The sequence below is a fragment of the Pseudomonas sp. HD6422 genome (assembly GCF_025377065.1).
In the GTDB taxonomy this organism is placed as follows: Bacteria; Pseudomonadota; Gammaproteobacteria; order Pseudomonadales; family Pseudomonadaceae; genus Aquipseudomonas; species Aquipseudomonas putida_U.
Map to the genome: position 1 here is coordinate 82,788 of NZ_JAHWIW010000006.1, position 16,799 is coordinate 99,586.

11 protein-coding genes are annotated in these 16,799 nt (G+C 63.9%); 4 read left to right on the forward strand and 7 right to left on the reverse strand.

Annotated features, from left to right (window positions below; genetic code table 11):
- Positions 1–13: 13 nt before the first annotated feature.
- The 4 genes from KY379_RS05875 to wecB are packed head-to-tail and all read right to left on the reverse strand — an operon-like array spanning position 14 to position 7,168.
- Positions 14–853: a DUF4434 family protein gene (locus KY379_RS05875; RefSeq protein ID WP_261239442.1), complete on the reverse strand. Its 840-nt coding sequence runs from the start codon at positions 851–853 to the stop codon at positions 14–16.
- Positions 853–3,846, reverse strand: coding sequence for a phage receptor (locus KY379_RS05880; protein WP_261239441.1), 2,994 nt, complete (start codon positions 3,844–3,846; stop codon positions 853–855). Before KY379_RS05880 ends, KY379_RS05875 begins: the two co-directional genes overlap by 1 nt.
- Positions 3,843–6,017 (reverse strand): cyclic di-3',5'-guanylate-activated glycosyltransferase NrfB, encoded by a 2,175-nt coding sequence (nrfB, locus tag KY379_RS05885; RefSeq protein ID WP_261239440.1) that lies wholly within the window; start codon positions 6,015–6,017, stop codon positions 3,843–3,845. Before nrfB ends, KY379_RS05880 begins: the two co-directional genes overlap by 4 nt.
- Positions 6,014–7,168 carry a non-hydrolyzing UDP-N-acetylglucosamine 2-epimerase gene (gene wecB / locus KY379_RS05890; protein ID WP_196171701.1) on the reverse strand — a complete coding sequence of 385 codons (1,155 nt, stop codon included), beginning with the start codon at positions 7,166–7,168 and terminating at the stop codon, positions 6,014–6,016. Before wecB ends, nrfB begins: the two co-directional genes overlap by 4 nt.
- A 192-nt stretch (positions 7,169–7,360) precedes the next feature.
- Between wecB and KY379_RS05895 the strand changes: the two genes are divergently transcribed.
- From KY379_RS05895 to yiaY, 3 genes are all read left to right on the forward strand, one after another.
- On the forward strand, positions 7,361–7,792 hold the full coding sequence (locus KY379_RS05895; RefSeq protein ID WP_133324095.1) for a PACE efflux transporter: 432 nt from the start codon (positions 7,361–7,363) through the stop codon (positions 7,790–7,792).
- A 181-nt stretch (positions 7,793–7,973) separates the two neighbouring features.
- Positions 7,974–9,536 carry a threonine ammonia-lyase, biosynthetic gene (ilvA, locus tag KY379_RS05900; protein WP_261239439.1) on the forward strand — a complete coding sequence of 521 codons (1,563 nt, stop codon included), beginning with the start codon at positions 7,974–7,976 and terminating at the stop codon, positions 9,534–9,536.
- A gap of 171 nt (positions 9,537–9,707) precedes the next feature.
- Positions 9,708–10,856: an L-threonine dehydrogenase gene (yiaY, locus tag KY379_RS05905; RefSeq protein WP_261239438.1), complete on the forward strand. Its 1,149-nt coding sequence runs from the start codon at positions 9,708–9,710 to the stop codon at positions 10,854–10,856.
- Between the two features lie 18 nt (positions 10,857–10,874).
- Here the strand turns inward: yiaY and KY379_RS05910 are convergent, their stop codons facing one another.
- The 3 genes from KY379_RS05910 to KY379_RS05920 all read right to left on the reverse strand — a co-directional run bounded on the left by KY379_RS05910 (position 10,875) and on the right by KY379_RS05920 (position 14,362).
- On the reverse strand, positions 10,875–12,062 hold the full coding sequence (locus KY379_RS05910) for a hypothetical protein (protein ID WP_261239437.1): 1,188 nt from the start codon (positions 12,060–12,062) through the stop codon (positions 10,875–10,877).
- 90 nt (positions 12,063–12,152) lie between these two features.
- Positions 12,153–12,620, reverse strand: coding sequence for a VOC family protein (locus tag KY379_RS05915; protein ID WP_133324091.1), 468 nt, complete (start codon positions 12,618–12,620; stop codon positions 12,153–12,155).
- Positions 12,621–12,742: 122 nt separating this feature from the next.
- A complete protein-coding gene (locus KY379_RS05920) occupies positions 12,743–14,362 on the reverse strand; it encodes an NADP-dependent glyceraldehyde-3-phosphate dehydrogenase (protein WP_261239436.1) in 1,620 nt (539 codons plus the stop codon).
- A gap of 140 nt (positions 14,363–14,502) precedes the next feature.
- On the opposite strand from KY379_RS05920, the gene KY379_RS05925 reads away from it, so the two are divergent.
- Complete coding sequence (locus tag KY379_RS05925) at positions 14,503–16,734, forward strand: putative bifunctional diguanylate cyclase/phosphodiesterase (RefSeq protein ID WP_261239435.1); 2,232 nt, start codon at positions 14,503–14,505, stop codon at positions 16,732–16,734.
- The last annotated feature ends 65 nt before the right edge of the window (positions 16,735–16,799 follow it).

Here is a 16,799-nt window from a genome sequence, read left to right on the forward strand (position 1 = left end):
AGGCTCCGGCTGGTCAATCGCGCCGCAGAATGCCCTGCGCCCATGAACGATAGCTCAATGCGAACACGGCTTCGGCATGGCAGCCGCTACCGAGCAGCGGTTGCGCAGGCTCGGCGCGAAACGGCTGGCCGGGGGCGCTGACCTGGCGAAACGCTTCGCGAACCACCCCTACCTGACAGGGTAACGCTTGTTCGTAGCCCTGGCGTACCAGCGGTGACAGACGCCCGGTGCCGGCGCCGTCCTGCCACCATACCTGCAGCCCCAATCCGGCCAGTTGTTCCAGCCACTGGGCATTGACCCGAGGTGCCAGCTTGCCCGCACTGAAGGCGCTGATATGCACGGGCTTGTCCAACTGCCGGTTGAACGCTTGCAATTGACGCTGTAACGCTTCGCGGCGAGAGGCCTGGCGGAAATGCCAGTCATCGAGCTCCATGGGCAGGTACCAGCCGGCCACCTGCAGGTTCCAGTGCTCGCGTACCTTCTGATACTGCTCAAACGAACGCCCCAGTTGGGTTTTCCAGTAGTTGTTCAGGCCGTCGTCGTCGAGCGCTTCGATACGTTGGTAATAGTCCGGATCCATGTACAAGCCCAGCACCAGCTCCAGGCCCTGGGCGCGCGCTTCGCGCAGGCTGTTGGCCAGCCAGCCCTGGGCACCGCCGAAGTCACTGTCGCCGTAGGCGCTCCACTGCACCAGCAAGGTCTTGCCACCCTGGGCGACGGTGGCGCGCCAGAGCTGTTGCCACTGCGCCGGGGTGACGCTGGCGTCGCGGTTCAGCGGTTGGTAGAACAGGCGCTGGTCAGCCATCGCCGGCAGGCTCAACGCGAGCATGAGAATCGCCAGGATCGTCCGCATCAGAAGGTCAACTCCGCACCCAGCAGCACCCCATTGGCGCGTTCATAGAGATTGCCGCCCAGCGATTGCTGGTACTCGGCACGTACTTTCAACGAGCCGCGGTAGGCGTTGTAGCGATCGTCATCGAACCACCACTGCCAGCGCACACCGACCCCGGCACGGGCGTCCTGACGCCAGTCGTTGCTGGGATCCTGAGCGGAAAACTCGAGAAAACCGTAGGGCATGATGGTTTGTGGAGAGTTGCCGGGCAGCTTCCAGGCATGACCCTGCTGGTAGCGCGATAACCAGGCATGGTCACCGGCGCGGGTCCACCAGGCGGCGTCAAGGTACAGGAAGCGCTCGTTCCAGTCGTCTTCGTCGATGCGCCAATCGTTGCGCCACTCGCCCTGATCGAGGAACGAGGCGGTGGCGCGCAGCAGCAGGTCGTTGCTCGACTCGGCGTGGCCGCGCAGGTCGCCCCAGTTATCGCCGACCTTGCTCGGGCTAAGCAGTTCGCCCAGGCTCAGGCCGCTGTAGTGTTCGCTGTCGATCTGGCGTTGGTGATAGAGCTCGGCATAGAGATTGAGGTTGGCCTGACCGAAGGGCTTGTAGCGCAGGCCGATGCCGGTGCCCATGCTCTGGGCGTAGTCACTGCGGCTTTGCCCGCCGAACAGTACCCGGCCATACACCGATAGCGTGCGGCCGTTGCGGCTTGGCTCCTCGCCCAAGGCATGGTCCCACATGGCCAACTGCACGTTCTGCGATTGGGCGCGGCGGTCGCTGCCGCTGCGAAGGCCATTTTCCAGGAAGCGATCGTTGGTCGAGGTGCCCGCCGGTGACCAGGTGCTGGCCAGCGTTATGGTATCGCGACGCGAGAGGGCTTCGTGGGCCCGACGCTGGCGGTACTTGCGGGCTTCAAGGCTGCCGTATTCGTCGTCGCCATCCACCACGTTCTGTTCGACGTCGATGACCCGGCGCAGCTCACGGCGTGCCGCGGCGCTGTCCTCGACTTCGTCATAGCGCAGTGCCAGGGTCTCGCCGAGCCGGTAATCTTCCGGAAAGTCGCGGGTGGCGCGTTCCAGATAGGGGATCGACTGACGTCGCTGAGCCGGTTCCGCCGAGCTTGCCAGGCGCATGCCGTAGTCGGCGCGATAGCGCGGCTGGTCCGGCGCCAGGCGCACCGCCTCGGCCATCCAGGCGGTGCTCTGCGCGGTGTCCCCGGCCAGTTGCGCGGTATTGGCGGCGGCGTAGTAATGATCTGCGCGCGGCTGGTGAGTCAGGGCTTGGCGCTGCATGGCCAGGGCGCCTTGCAGATCACCCTGGCGTTGGGCAATGGCGGCGCCCAGGGCCCAGTCATCGGCGCTGTCATGGGCGGCGGCGTCCCAGTAGCGGCGGGCGGCTGCGGCGTCGCCTGCGTTGAGCGCACCGCTGGCGGCGGTCAGGCGGGCGTTGTCGTTCCAGGCCTCGGCCGGCAGGTTACGCCAGATCGGCAGCGCCGCTTCGGAGTCGCCGGCGGCTTCCAGGGCATAGGCGAGGGGCAGGGGACTCTGGCCAGGGTCCAGGCGTTCGGCGGCCTGATAATAGACCACGGCTTCCCCCGGCTGATCGGGCATGGCGCAACGGCCCAAGGCGCGATATTGCCCAGCTTCGCTCGGCGTGGCCGGTATCGCCTGGCGCACGGCCTGGCATTGCCCGGCCTCGGCCAGACGGCCCAGCAGTTGCCCTCGGGTGGCGGCGTCGACCCGAGGGATCAGGTCCAGCAAGCGCTTCGAGGCCAGTGGCCCGCCATCGCGTGCGTAGAGATTGCCCAGACGCTGCAGCAGAGAAGCGTTCAAACGACCCTGGCGACGATCATAGGCCTGTTCGAGCAACTGACGTGCACGGTTGTCCTGTCCGTTCTGCATCAACAGGTAGGTGGCTTGCTCGAGAGCTGCCAGATCGCCCGTCTGCCGATAGCGCGCTTCCCACTCTGGTGCGGTGCGCGGTTGCGGTGGGTCGCCGTACAGGCGCTGCTTGAGAATTGCGTAGCTGCGTGCATCGGCGCTGACGGTACAGTCCTTGAACTGGGCACGGGCCAGATCGCGATCGTGCCGCGACAGCCATTCCACCGTCTCCAGGCACGGGCGCTGCAATTCATTGCTCAGACGACGCACCAGCGGGGCATCGCCACCTTCTCGGGCCAACTCCCACAGTTGCTGGCGTTGCTCAGGTTGCTCCAGTTGATCGGCTGGCAGCGTTTGCAGCCAGCGCTTGGCTTGCTGGTTCTGGTCGACGGCGATCGCGCGGTTGGCCATGGCCAGGCGGGCCTGATTGGCTGCTTGCGGGGACGGCGCGCTGGGCAGCAGTTTTTCCAGCCCGGTTTCATCCACCTGCTGCACATAGGCATTGGCCAGGCGCTGCCAATCTTCGGCCGCAAGCTGGCCCTGAGCGGCCAGCGGCTCGAGCTGTTCGATGGTCTCGCTCCAATCGTGCAGCTGCTCGGCGAAATTGGCCCGGGCCAGGCGTAGCACCCGGCCATCGTTCTGGGGTGGCAAGTGGTTGAGCCAGTCCAGGGCCTTGGCTGCGCCTTCGGACTTGGCCAGGCGCAGGCTGTAGGCCTGCCAGAGTCGGACCCGTTGATTGCCGTCGCTGCTGGCCAGCCAGCTCTGCACTTGGTCAGCGGGCGGAGGCCCCTGCTCGATCCACGCCAGGCGCAGCTCCAGCAAGGCATCGGCGTGCTCGGGGCTGGCCTGCAACTGTTCGGCGAGCGCCTCGGCCTGGGCATAGCACCCTTGATGCGCCAGCGCCTGCACCAGCAGTGCACGGGCCTCGTCGTTGTTGGGCACGCGGCCCAGAACGTGCCGGGTCAAGCGCTCGACCTCCGCCCAGTTGTCCTTCTTCGCTTCGCGATAGCTCCTTTCCATGAACGGATAACTGGTGAAACGCTGGAAGTCGGTCATCGGCGCTGCCAGGGTCGGTAGTGCGGTGGAGCACAGCAGCAGGCCGGTGAAGGTCAGGGTAATACGCGGCGTCATGCCACCTCCCGGGTCAGGTCATAGGCGGCCTGCTGCTCGCGGGCCTGTTCTTCTAGCGCCTCTTGCAATACCTGCTCGGTGATGATGCCGCGCGCGACCAGGTGCTCGCCCAAGGTCTGCGACTCAGGGTCGAAGTCGATCAACGCCTGGTTGAACAAGGCCACGGGGACCATGCCGCGGACCTGCAGCAGGGTGCCCAGCAGCACCAAGTGTGCCGCCACCCGTTCGATCAGCTCGGCGTCATCCTGATTGCGCTGAAGTACGGCCAGCATTTGCCGGGTCTCAGCTTTTTGCCAGGGGCTTGGGTAGTGATGCAGCAGTCCCAGAGTCACCCGACCCTGGGGTGCCAGGCGGGCCCTGACCGGGCGTTTGAGCTGGCGGCTGATCACCCCTAGCGACACCTGGCTGACCGGGCTCTCGCTGGCCAGCACCAGGGTGTCGCCATCTTCGTCCACCGGTAGTACGCCATAGTGGGTGGCCAGGCGGCGCGGCAGCTTGGCGATCAGTTGCGGGTCGAGCTTGAACGGGTTCAGCAGCGCCCAAGGCATGTCGAACTGTTCGGCCAGGGCTTTGACCAGTTGCTCGCTGTTCAGCCAACCGCGCAGGAGCAGCTCATGCCCCAGGCGCCTGCGCACCGGGCTGGTGATGGCCGCTTGAAGCTGCTCTTCGTCGAGCAGCCCCTGGGCAACCAGGCGCTGGCCGAGAGGTTGCCGTGCCGGTTGGGTGAGCGCCGGGAACTCGTGGGTGGTCTTGTCCCAGGCCACGCGCCGCGAGTCGCCCATCTCCATGACCTGGCGCAGGGCGCGCAGGTTGGCGAAGAAATTGACGAAGTTGCTCCACATCATGCGCGGGGCCGACAGCAGACCCTCGCCGATACCGTAGTAGCGGGTCACGAACCAGCCGCGTTGGAACAGGCGGTTGACCAGCATCAGGCCGTTGAGCCAGAGCAGTGTCGATAACAGCCGGCTGTCGCCGAGGATCGACATGAAGTGCCAGGCATCCGGGGCGATGGCCGTCACCAGCCACATGGCCAATAACACCAATAGCAACAGGTTGACGAGAAAACTCAGCAGGTAGGCGAACAGCCCCCGGCGGTCGCGCCAGAGGAAGTAGTTGAGCGCGCCTTTGCGGCTCCAGCCCAGGTTGCTGGTGCCCTGGAACACGATGCCGACGATCCAGCGCGACTTCTGCCGGATGGCATGCTGCCAGTCGCGCGGGAAGTGCTCGCGTACGCAGATCACGTGGGAGAACTCGCGGCTCATGCCTGGGCGCCACTCCTGCTTGAGGGCCAGCGCCGGGTCGGTGATGGAATAGCGGGCGAAGATGCACTTCATGCCTTTCTGCTTCAGGCGGAAGCCGATGTCGTAGTCTTCGGTCAGACTCTGCACGTCGAAGGCGATGCCATCGCCGTCTTCGAGCAGGGCGGCGATGGCCCGACGGCTGAAGCAGGTGCCCACGCCCGCGCTGGGTACCTGGCCGGTCAGGGCTTCGCGCACGATGACGTCCTTGCCGTGGTTCTCGGCGAATTCGTCGACATAGTGCCCGGCAGTGAAGCCTTTCCACTCCGCTACGTACGGATACACCGGGATCTGGATCATGTCCTTGGCTGGCAGCAGGTAGTTGAACAGGCGCAGCTCCATGGGCGAGATGACGTCCTCGGCATCGTGGAGGATGAAACCGGCGAACTGGATTCGGGCGTCTTCCTGGAAGCGCAGGATGGTATCGATGATGTTGTTCAGGCAGTCGGCCTTGCTGGTAGGGCCAGGGCGTGCACAGACGACTTTGTGCACGTTGGGGTAGTGCAGGCAAACCGCGTCGACATCGGCCTGGGTCTGCGGATCGTTGGGGTAGGTGCCGACGAAGATCTGGTAGTTTTCGTAGTCGATGGTCGAGGCGGCCAGACGCGCCATCTCGCCGACCACACCCACCTCGTTCCAGGCCGGGACCATGATCGCCAGGGGCTTTTCGGGAATTTCGTAAAGACGCTTCTCGTCCGCCCGCTCGTACTTGTCGTAGATGCGGAATTGGCGGATCAGCTTGCGTCCCCAATAGCAGAGGTCGATGAACAGGTCATCGAGACCCAGCAGAAACATCAGCGTGGCCAGGATGATCGCGAGGATCTTCAGGCCGAACAGCACATAGGTGAGGAAATCGATGAAAGCCAGGCTCATGCGTCTACTCGTTGCTCAGCGGTTTCCTGGAACCAGCGGGTCAGGCGCTCGGCGATCTTGTGACTGGCCGTGCCGTCACCAAATGGCGTATACACCCGCGCCATGCGCTCGTAAGCGACCGGGTCGTCGAGCAGGCGGCTGGTTTGCTCGACGATGTGTTCGGTCTGGGTGCCCACCAGCTTGACCGTGCCGCCCTTAAGCACCGCGGGCCGTTCGGTGACCTTGCGTAGCACCAGCACGGGCTTGCCAAGGGCGGGGGCCTCTTCCTGGACGCCGCCAGAGTCGGTGAGAATGATGTGGGCGCGGGCCATCAGCCAGACGAAATGCTGATAGTCCTGCGGCGCGATGAGATGGATGTTGCCGCGGTTGGACAGCACGCCGTACACCGCTTTCTGTACTTGCGGATTGAGGTGAACCGGGTAGACGAACTGCACATCTGGGTAGCGTTCGGCCAACTGGGCCAGGGCCTGGCAGATACGCTCGAAGCCGGGACCGAAGTTTTCCCGGCGATGGCCGGTGATGAGCACCATGCGTTGCTCGTCGCGCAGAGCGCTCAACGGCGAATCGGCGGCCGGGCGCCATTGGTGTTCGGCCAGGTGGTCGCGCATCCACAGCAGTGCGTCGATCACGGTGTTGCCGGTCACTTCGACATGTTCTGGCGGCACGCCTTCGCGGATGAGGTTGGCGTCGGAGTCGCGGGTGGGCGTGAAGTGCAGGTCGGCAAGCACCCCGGTCAGGCGCCGGTTGGCTTCCTCTGGCCAAGGTTGCTGCAGATTGCCGGTGCGCAGGCCAGCCTCGACGTGACCGATGGGGATGTGCCGATGGAAAGCGGCGAGGGCGGCGATGAAACTGGTGGTGGTGTCGCCGTGGACCAGCACGATATCGGGCTTGACCTGTTCATAGGCGCTGTCGATCTTGTCCAGCAGGTCGCGGGACAGGCCGTTGAGCGTCTGGTTCTGGGTCATGACCCTGAGGTCCTGGTCCACGCTCAGGCCGAAGGCAGTGAGGACTTGTTCGAGCATTTCCCGGTGCTGGCCGGTGGAGCAGATATGCAGGTCGACGTCTGGCCACTGACGTAACACGCGGGCCAGTGGTGCCATCTTGATTGCTTCGGGGCGGGTGCCGAACACCATCATCACGGTATGGGGCATGCTGTACTCCTCGTCCTGGTCCCTGTCCGAGATCTGCACGCACACTGCAGGAAATTAGATACAAGCAGTGGACCTGCCGCTTGTCCAATCCGTTCAGGTCTTTGACGCCGGCTCGCTGACGTCGACAGCAGGAGGTTGATCGGCCTGGCCGGGCGGAGTACCGTTTGCGCTCTTCATCAACGGGAGCCCCGCATGCAAGGCAAGGCCCGCAAGATCGTCCAGGCCATTCTCTACGAAGCCATCGCCGTGGCGTGCGTCGCGCCTGCGTTATCGCTGATGTTCGACGCCGGGATGGCCCATTCGACGGTGCTGTCGGTATTGATGTCGGGCGTGGCCATGAGCTGGAACATGGGTTTCAACTGGGCGTTCGAGCGTTGGGAAGCGCGCCAACAGGTGCGCGAACGGACCTTTCTGCGGCGGTTGCTGCATGCCTTGGGCTTCGAGGGCGGACTGGTGGTGCTGTTGCTGCCGCTGGTGGCGTTCTGGCTGGACATCAGCCTGTGGGCCGCGCTGCTCACCAACCTGGCGCTGTTCGCGTTCTTCTTCGTCTATGCCTTCGTGTTCCAGTGGGGGTTCGACAAGGTTTTCGATGTGCCACTGTCGGCCCAGCAAGCCAAGTGTTGACTCAGGCCCAGGCGGCAGGATAACGTCTCGCTCCATGAACCCATTCCCGCACGTCCACGCCATTATTATTACCGCCATTATCAGCTTGGCGGGCTAGCGCGTACGTGCACCGAACCCGCCCTGGAGGCGGGTTTCTTCTCTCTGACTCCTGGGCAAATACGAAAACCGCCAGGAGTCATCGATGACCAACCTCAGTGTCAGCCCACGCAGCGCCTCAACTCCCCAGCAACTGCTGTCGGAGCAGGTGCGGCGCATTCTTGCAGCGCCTGTGTACGACCTGGCCATCGAAACCCCGCTGCAGGCCGCGCCGGCCCTATCGGCCAGTCTGGGCAACCAGGTGCTGCTCAAGCGCGAAGATCTGCAACCAACCTTTTCCTTCAAGATCCGCGGGGCCTATACCCGGCTTTCGCGCCTGAGCCAGGCCCAACGCGAGCGTGGCGTGGTGACTGCCTCGGCCGGCAACCATGCCCAGGGCGTGGCCCTGGCCGCTTCGCACCTGGGCATCAAGGCCACCATCGTCATGCCCACCACCACGCCGTCGTTGAAGATCGAGGGGGTGCGCTCGCGCGGTGGCCATGTCGTGCTGCACGGCGAGAGCTTCCCGCACGCCTTGGCTCACGCCTTGACACTGGCCGACAGCGAAGGCGCGACATTCGTGCCTCCCTATGACGATCCTGATGTCATCGCCGGGCAGGGCACCGTGGCCATGGAAGTGCTGCGCCAGCACCCGGGGCCACTGGATGCGATCTTCGTGCCGGTCGGCGGGGGTGGGTTGATCGCCGGCATCGCCGCCTACGTCAAGTACCTGCGCCCGGAGGTCAAGGTGATCGGGGTCGAGCCGGACGATTCCAATTGCCTGCAGGCGGCGATGGCCGCCGGTGAGCGGGTAATCCTGCCCCAGGTCGGGACCTTCGCCGATGGCGTTGCGGTGGCGCAGATCGGAGCCCACTGTTTCGAGCTGTGCCGGCATTTCGTCGATGAGGTGATCACAGTCAGCAGTGACGAATTGTGCGCGGCCATCAAGCACATCTATGACGATACCCGTTCGATCACCGAGCCTTCCGGGGCGTTGGCGGTTGCCGGGATCAAGAAGTACGTGGCCCGCGAGGCGGTGCAGGGACAGACCCTGGTGGCCATCGATTCCGGTGCCAACGTCAACTTCGACCGCCTGCGCCATGTTGCCGAACGTGCCGAGCTGGGTGAGCAGCGCGAGGCGATCATCGCGGTGACCATCCCCGAGCAGCCGGGGAGCTTTCGCAGTTTCTGCCAGGCCCTGGGCAAGCGTCAGATCACCGAGTTCAACTACCGCTACTACCCAGGCCAGGAGGCGCGCCTGTTCGTCGGCGTGCAGACTCACCCAGTACAGGATCCGCGCCAGCAGTTGCTGGCGGCCTTGCAAGGGCAGGGCTACAGCGTGCTCGACCTGACCGACAACGAACTGGCCAAGCTGCATGTGCGCCATACCGTGGGAGGGCATGCAGCGCCGGGGGTCAACGAGCGGGTGTTGCGTTTCGAGTTCCCTGAGCGCCCGGGGGCGCTACTGGGGTTCCTGGAGCGGTTGGGCAAGCGTTGGAACATCAGCCTGTTCCACTACCGCAACCACGGTGCGGCGGTGGCGCGGGTGTTCGCGGCGCTGGAGGTGCCGGAGGACGAACTGGCGGGGATGCCCCAAGCGCTGGGTGAAATGGGGTATGACTACTGGGATGAGACGGAGAATCCGGCGTACACGCTGTTTTTGGGCTGATGGTTTTTGTGTTTGGCGCTGGATGGATGGTGGGTGTGAGATCGAGCGCCCACCACCGCCCCCAAACCATGCACTCAGAAAATCCTTACAAACAATTGCCACAAATCAACATGCTGTTTATCGATCAGGCAGATGCTCGTTAGCCTACCGAACGCCAGGAGGATCCCGGCCATGAGCAGCACCTTCTTCATTCCACCCGTCAACATCATGGGTATCGATTGCCTGCAAGATGCCATGGCCGCGATTGCCGGCTATGGCTTGCGCAAGGCCTTGATCGTCACCGACGCGGGCCTGGCCAAGGCTGGTGTGGCCGAATGCATTGCCGGATTGCTGGCCGAGCGTGATATCCAATCGGTGTTGTTCGACGGCGCCAAGCCCAACCCCAGCATCGCCAACGTCGAGGCTGGTCTGGCCATCCTGCAGCGCGAAGGCTGCGATTGCGTGGTGTCGCTCGGTGGCGGCTCGCCCCACGATTGCGCCAAAGGCATCGCCCTGTGCGCCACCAACGGTGGTCATATCCGAGACTACGAAGGGGTCGATCGTTCAGCCAAACCGCAACTGCCGCTGATCGCGATCAATACCACCGCCGGCACTGCCAGCGAGATGACCCGTTTCTGCATCATCACCGACGAAGCGCGTCACGTGAAAATGGCCATCGTCGATCGCAACGTCACGCCGATCCTGTCGGTCAACGACCCGGCGTTGATGGTCGCCATGCCCAAGGGGCTGACCGCCGCCACCGGCATGGATGCACTCACTCACGCCATCGAGGCATACGTCTCGACCGCCGCCAACCCGATCACCGACGCTTGCGCCCTCAAGGCCATCACCCTGATCAGCGACAACCTGCGCCAGGCGGTAAACGACGGCAGCGATCTACAGGCCCGGGAAAACATGGCCTATGCACAGTTCCTTGCCGGCATGGCGTTCAACAACGCTTCGCTCGGCTATGTGCATGCCATGGCTCACCAACTGGGTGGCTACTACGACTTGCCCCATGGTGTCTGCAACGCCGTGCTACTGCCCCATGTGCAACGTTTCAACGCCAAGGTCAGCGCTGCGCGCTTGCGTGATGTCGCCAAGGCCATGGGCGTGAAGGTGTGCGGGCTGGACGCCGAGCAGGGCGCCGCTTCGGCGATCTCGGCCATCGAGCAGCTGGCCGCCGCGGTAGGTATACCGGCAGGGCTGGCCGAACTCGGCGCCAAGCTTGAGGATATCCCGGTGCTGGCGGAAAACGCCTTGAAGGACGCCTGCGGCCTGACCAATCCACGCCCGGCGAGCCAGGCGGAAATCGAGGCGATCTTCAGCGCCGCATTCTGATCGCCGTCGCGGCCGGCTTCAGCGCTCGCGCATGAAGAAGCCGGCCACGTACTTGCGGAAGGTCTCCAGGCTCTTGAAGTCGGCATAGCGCTTGAAGTTCTCGGCATCGGGTTCCGGGCCGATCGGTTGTTCCAGCAGGGATACCGAGAGCACCCGGTCCTGGTCCGAGGTGAGCACCAGTTCGTCCATCACCTCGCCGCCGATAACCGGCCGCCGCATCTGCACCTTGACGCCTTTGCCCGCCATCCAGTCGATCAATGACACCAGGGCTTTGAGCGGTTCGCGTTCCTCGTCGCGGTACACCGGGAACAGGTGCGCACGTGACAGCACCGGCACGCTGGCGACATGGATCAACTCATAGAAGTGGCTACCGGCACTGGTCGGTGAATACAGGGTCAGTGCCAGCAGTGGGCCGGAGGTTCGGCCACCGCCCCAGAACAGGTGGTGACCCTGGAAGTCGAAGCCATCGGCGCTGCGGTTGTTGAACAGCTTGCGTCCCTTGATCTGGTCGACACAGTCGAGCAGCAGGCCATGCCGCCGGTGATTGCCGAACACCGTGGCCTCGCGCAGGCGAACCTTGAGCATCATCATATGCTTCATGTCCAGGCGCGTTTCCAGGTAGTTGCTGGCCGGGACGCGTTCGAGCAACGGGTAACGGCTGGCAACACCGCGCAGTTCGGCAAACTGCTCGGTCAGGTCCCTCTTCAGGTGGGTGGCGTACAGGTTCAGGCCACTGATCTCGATCCAGGTCAGCAGCAGCGAAAGCAGGCGCTGCTGTTCGCGCCGCTCGCTGGCATCGCCTGGACCGCCTGCGCCTTCGTTGGCGCGACGAAAATCGCCGATCAGGCGCAGGGGCGTGTCAGGCGCCAGCCACGCGGCAGGAGACGGCGATTGCTCCTCGCGTTCAGCGGCCTCGCGCTCGTCCTTGGTGAAAGGGCAGCCCAGCGCATGCCCGGCGGTGCCGGGGTTGTTCTTGAGAAACAGCGTGCCCGTGCTGCCATTGAGCGTGACGTTGAGCACCGGCAGGGCATCCTTGCGGCAGTCGCAGGCCAACCATTGGTTGGCGCTGCGCACTTTCATCAGCAATTGGTTGGCTTGCAGCAGGCGTGGGCCATTCAGGCTACCGTCGGCGAAGCCGATCAGGAGTGCCTCTTCGGCGGGTGTGAGGCTGCGCACCTGCGCGGCGGTCTTGTCGATGATTCGCATGTCAGAGCAGCTCCAAGCTACGAGCCTCAAGCTTCAAGCAAAGTGGCGCGGCTTTCAACTCGAAGCGCATGGCTTTGGCGCTGCTCGGTGTCACTCACCGCCGAACAGTTTGGCGGCGCGGGCCCGGATCTGTTCTGGACTGAGGTCTTCCTTGTGGGTGGAGACAAACCACAGATTGCCGAAAGGATCCTTCAATGTGCCGCTGCGGTCGCCATAGAATTGGTCGGATACCGGATGCACCTGACTGGCACCTGCGGCAATGGCCTGGGCGTAGACCCTGTCGCTGTCCTCGACATACAGGTGCAACCCTACGGACGCGCCAGCGAGCGACTGGCTGGCGCGCAGGCCACCTTCCATGTCGCAGGGATCGGCGAGCATCAAGGAGGAGTCGCCGATCCTCAGTTCAGCGTGGCCGACGCGACCTCCAGGGCCTTCGAGGCGGAACATCTCAATGGCACCGAACGCTTGCTTGTAGAACGCAATAGCCTTGGCGGCGTCTGCAATGGCCAGGTAGGGGGTGATGCTGTGCTGGCCTTCGGGGATGGGTTTGGCGGTCATGGTCGAAACTCCTCCGTGGGGATGACGACGGGGCGCTCACATGGCGCCCTGTCGCCTAGAGTCGTTCAGGCTGGCGGCAAATCGACGGCGTCGTTAGACCAAATCCCTATAACGGCGCCCTTTCAGAAGATGTAATCGGTGGTCAGGAAGCTCGACTCGCGGTTTCGAATGATCTCGCTGATCAGTTCCTTGTTGGCCTCCTGGAAGCGAGTGGCGACCAACGTGCGGATGGAGAACACACGCAAGGCGTCATGCACCGACAACGTGCCCTCGGCGCTGTTCTTGCGTCCGTTGAACGGATAGGTGTCCGGCCCTCGCTGACACTGGGCGTTGATGTTGATGCGCCCGACCTGGTTGGCGAAGGTGTCGACTAGCGCACCGATAGAGGCTGGGTCGTTGCCGAACAGGCTCAATTGCTGCCCGTAGTCGGAGTCGAGCACGTACTCGACCACCGTTTCCAAGTCTCGGTAGGGCACGACCGGTACCACCGGGCCGAACTGTTCCTCGTGGTAGACGCGCATGTCACGGTTCACCGGGTAGAGCAGGGCAGGGTAGAAGAACGAACCGCGGCTCTGGCCACCGCCTGAATTGAGCACCCGGGCGCCTTTGCCGGTTGCGTCGGCCACCAGTCCATCGAGGTAGTCGATCTTGCCGGCTTCGGGCAGAGGTGTCAGCGCGACACCCGGTTCCCAGGGCATGCCGGGCTTGAGCGCGGCCAGCTTGCGCTGGAACTTGTCGAGAAACGCCTCGACCACGTCCTCATGCACGAACAGGATCTTCAATGCCGTGCAACGCTGGCCGTTGAACGACAGGGCGCCGGTGACCGATTCTTCGACGGCGTTGTCGAGGTCGACCTGGGGCAGCACGATGCCTGGGTTCTTGGCGTCCAGGCCGAGGGCCGCACGCAGCCGGTGCGGGCGCGGGTGCAGCTTCTTGAGGTCGCTGGCGGCCTTATGGGTGCCGATGAAGGCGAATACATCGATCTTGCCGCTGGCCATCAGTGCGCTCACGGTTTCCCGGCCACGGCCATAGATCACGTTGATCACCCCCGGCGGGAAGCTGTCACGGAACGCTTCGAGCAGCGGGCGAATCAGCAGAACGCCGAACTTGGCGGGCTTGAACACCACGGTGTTGCCCATGATCAGGGCCGGAATGAGGGTGGTGAAGGTTTCGTTCAGCGGGTAGTTGTAGGGCCCCATGCACAGCGCCACGCCCAGTGGCGCGCGGCGGATCTGGCCGAGGGTGCCTTGCTCGAGTTCGAAGCGGCTGGAGCGGCGGTCGAGGTCCTTGAGCGCATTGATGGTGTCGACGATGTAGTCGCAGGTTCGGTCGAACTCTTTCTCTGAGTCCTTGAGATTCTTGCCGATCTCCCACATCAGCAGCTTGACCACGGCCTGGCGTTGCTCGCGCATACGTGCCAGAAACGCCTCGACGTGCTGGATACGCTCAGCGACACGCATCGTCGGCCAGGCGCCGCGACCTTTGTCGTAGGCTTGCACGGCAGCATCCAGGGCGGTCAGCGCGGTGTCGGCATCCAGCAGCGGTGCACTGCCGAGAAGCACTTGTTGCTCGCCGCCTTCGTGTTTGAGCCAGACCGGACTGCGTACTGTTGCCAGGGGGCCGTCCCAGCGCCGCAAGGCACCGTCGACCAGATACTCGCGTTGTTCCATGGGCGCTTCGAGGCGCCAGGGCTCGGGAATGGCATCGGCATTGGGGAACAGCGAATCGAAGGTTGGATCCATGGCGATAGCACCTCATTAAGTTCAGGCTGATGAAACGCTTCAGCCACGAGCATGCGCTTGCCCGCAGAAAAACACCAGTCTGGCTCAATATTGCCTGCCTTGCGCCGATACAGGAGCAATAGCGTGTATCTGCAAGGCCTATGACCAGCTTTCATTCTCCCTTCCCCGACGACCCGGCGCGCACTCCCAACTGCCTGAGCCGCTACCTGCAACGCCTGTTGCCGGTCGGTTTTGCACTGGTGGGCGTCGGTTTGTCGATCGCGCTGGGGCACTTGGACACACAACGCCAGCGCGGCGAACAGGTGGCCCAGGTCAATGCGCGGCTGGCCGGTGTCCAGGGGGCCCTGGAAGCGCATTTGCGCGCCGCGTTCGGTGAAGCCGAGGGCATCGCCCAGCTGATTTCGGCTGATGGCACCATCAGTCGCGAGCACTTTCGTGGCATGGCCGAGGATGCGCTCGACTCGGTGAGCTACATGCGCACCATCGCCTTGGCCCCAGGCGATGTGGTGCGTGATATCTATCCTTTGCACGGCAACGAGGGCCTGATCGGCCTGGACTACCGAAGCCTGCCGCAACAGTTTCCCATGCTGCAATCGGCACGCGACCTGCAGCGTGCGGTGCTGGCCGGCCCGGTGGCGCTGATTCAGGGCGGAAGGGGGCTGATCTATCGACGCCCGGTGTTCATCAGCGGCAAGCGAAATGTTCTGTTCTATTGGGGCAACATTTCGATTGTCGCCGATATCGATCGTTTGTTGCTGGAGTCAGGCGTACGGCCCGACGCCGATTTCCAGCTCGCCGTGCGCGGCCACGACGGCCAAGGCGCCCAGGGCAAGATGATCTGGGGGGAATCTCGTCTGTTCGACGAACCGCATGCGACGATCGATGTCACTGTTCCCGGTGGGTTGTGGCAGATGGCGGGGGCGCCGCATGGTGGCTGGCCGGCGCTGAGCCTGTTCGGTTCGTCACTGTTCTGGATGGGGCTGGCCTGTACCGGACTGTTCAGCCTGTTCGTCGCCCAGCTCAGCCACAAGAAACGCCAGCTGCAAGTGGGCAACCGTGAGCTGCGCAGGTCTCAGGCGCGTTTCGAACGTCTGGCGCACTACGACACCATCACTGGCCTGCCAAACCGCTTGTTGTTCCAGCAACAACTGGCGCAAGCGATTGCCAATGGCCACGGCTTGGCCGTGCTGATGCTCGACATCGACGGCTTCAAGCAGGTCAACGATAGCCTGGGCCACGCCATGGGCGACCTGTTGCTGCAAAAGGCCACTGCACGCTTCTTGCAGGAGCTGGACAGCGCGGACCGTGTGTGTCGCTTGGGCGGCGATGAGTTCGTGTTCATGCTCCAAGGGACCCAGGGCCAGATCAATCACCAGGTCCGCCACTTGCTGCGTACGCTGCAGCGACCATTCGACCTCAATGGCAATGCCGCACTGGTTACCGGCAGCATTGGCCTGGCCTGGTGCCCGGAGCACGGGGAGGACGTCGGCAGCCTGTTGCGCCATGCCGACACCGCGATGTACGTGGCCAAGGAAAGCGGGCGCAACGCCTGGCGCCCCTACCACCCGGACATGACGCAGCGCCTGCAGCAGCGCCTGGAGCTCGAGCGCAATTTACGCCGTGCCCTGCAGCACAATGAATTCGAGTTGTGGTACCAACCCAAGCTGGACTTGTTCAGCGGTCGTCTGGAAGGTGTGGAGGCGCTGTTGCGCTGGCGCGACCCCGAGCACGGCCTGGTGCCGCCAGGCGAGTTCATCCCGCTGGCCGAGCGCACCGGCTTGATCATTCCCCTGGGGGAACGGGTGCTGGAACTGGCCTGCGCACAATTGGCCGCCTGGCGGACCGCCGATTGCCTGCCAGGTCCCCTGGCGATCAACGTGGCGGCCCTGCAGATCGAGCGAAGCGACTTCGTTTCGAGCCTGGCGGTGGCCCTGGAGCGCCATGGCCTGACCCCGAACCTGCTGGAGGTGGAAATCACCGAGAGCCTGTTGATGGAGAGTCAGCACCAGGCCTGCGCAGCCTTGGCCCAACTGCGTGCGATGGGGGTCGCGACGGCAGTGGACGACTTCGGCACCGGTTATTCTTCGCTGGCCTATCTGCGGGCCTTGCCGATCGACCATCTGAAGATCGACCGCGCCTTCATCAAAGACCTGCCCGCCGACGAAGGAGCTGTTGCGATCGTCCGGGCGATCATCGACCTTGGCCACGCCCTGGGCTACCGCATCACCGCCGAAGGCATCGAGACCCAGGAACAGTACGACTTCCTGCGCAATGCCGGCTGCAATCAGGGGCAGGGCTATCTGCTCGGTCGGCCGATGCCGGCCGAGGCATTGCAGGCGTGGTTGAGCAGCCAGTCACAGCGGATCCTGTGAGGGGCAGTCATAGCGGCTAAGTCAGGCGCTGGCTACTGACATTTTTACCAGTTGTGGTCTTTGCC

Bases quoted from the DNA above. Each gene is read 5' to 3' on its own strand.
- ilvA (WP_261239439.1), top strand. From the start codon at position 7,974: ATGACCAACCTCAGTGTCAGCCCACGCAGCGCCTCAACTCCCCAGCAA.
- KY379_RS05875 (WP_261239442.1), bottom strand. From the start codon at position 853: ATGCGGACGATCCTGGCGATTCTCATGCTCGCGTTGAGCCTGCCGGCG.
- KY379_RS05925 (WP_261239435.1), top strand. From the start codon at position 14,503: ATGACCAGCTTTCATTCTCCCTTCCCCGACGACCCGGCGCGCACTCCC.
- KY379_RS05895 (WP_133324095.1), top strand. From the start codon at position 7,361: ATGCAAGGCAAGGCCCGCAAGATCGTCCAGGCCATTCTCTACGAAGCC.
- KY379_RS05915 (WP_133324091.1), bottom strand. From the start codon at position 12,620: ATGACCGCCAAACCCATCCCCGAAGGCCAGCACAGCATCACCCCCTAC.
- wecB (WP_196171701.1), bottom strand. From the start codon at position 7,168: ATGCCCCATACCGTGATGATGGTGTTCGGCACCCGCCCCGAAGCAATC.
- KY379_RS05910 (WP_261239437.1), bottom strand. From the start codon at position 12,062: ATGCGAATCATCGACAAGACCGCCGCGCAGGTGCGCAGCCTCACACCC.
- nrfB (WP_261239440.1), bottom strand. From the start codon at position 6,017: ATGAGCCTGGCTTTCATCGATTTCCTCACCTATGTGCTGTTCGGCCTG.
- KY379_RS05920 (WP_261239436.1), bottom strand. From the start codon at position 14,362: ATGGATCCAACCTTCGATTCGCTGTTCCCCAATGCCGATGCCATTCCC.
- KY379_RS05880 (WP_261239441.1), bottom strand. From the start codon at position 3,846: ATGACGCCGCGTATTACCCTGACCTTCACCGGCCTGCTGCTGTGCTCC.
- yiaY (WP_261239438.1), top strand. From the start codon at position 9,708: ATGAGCAGCACCTTCTTCATTCCACCCGTCAACATCATGGGTATCGAT.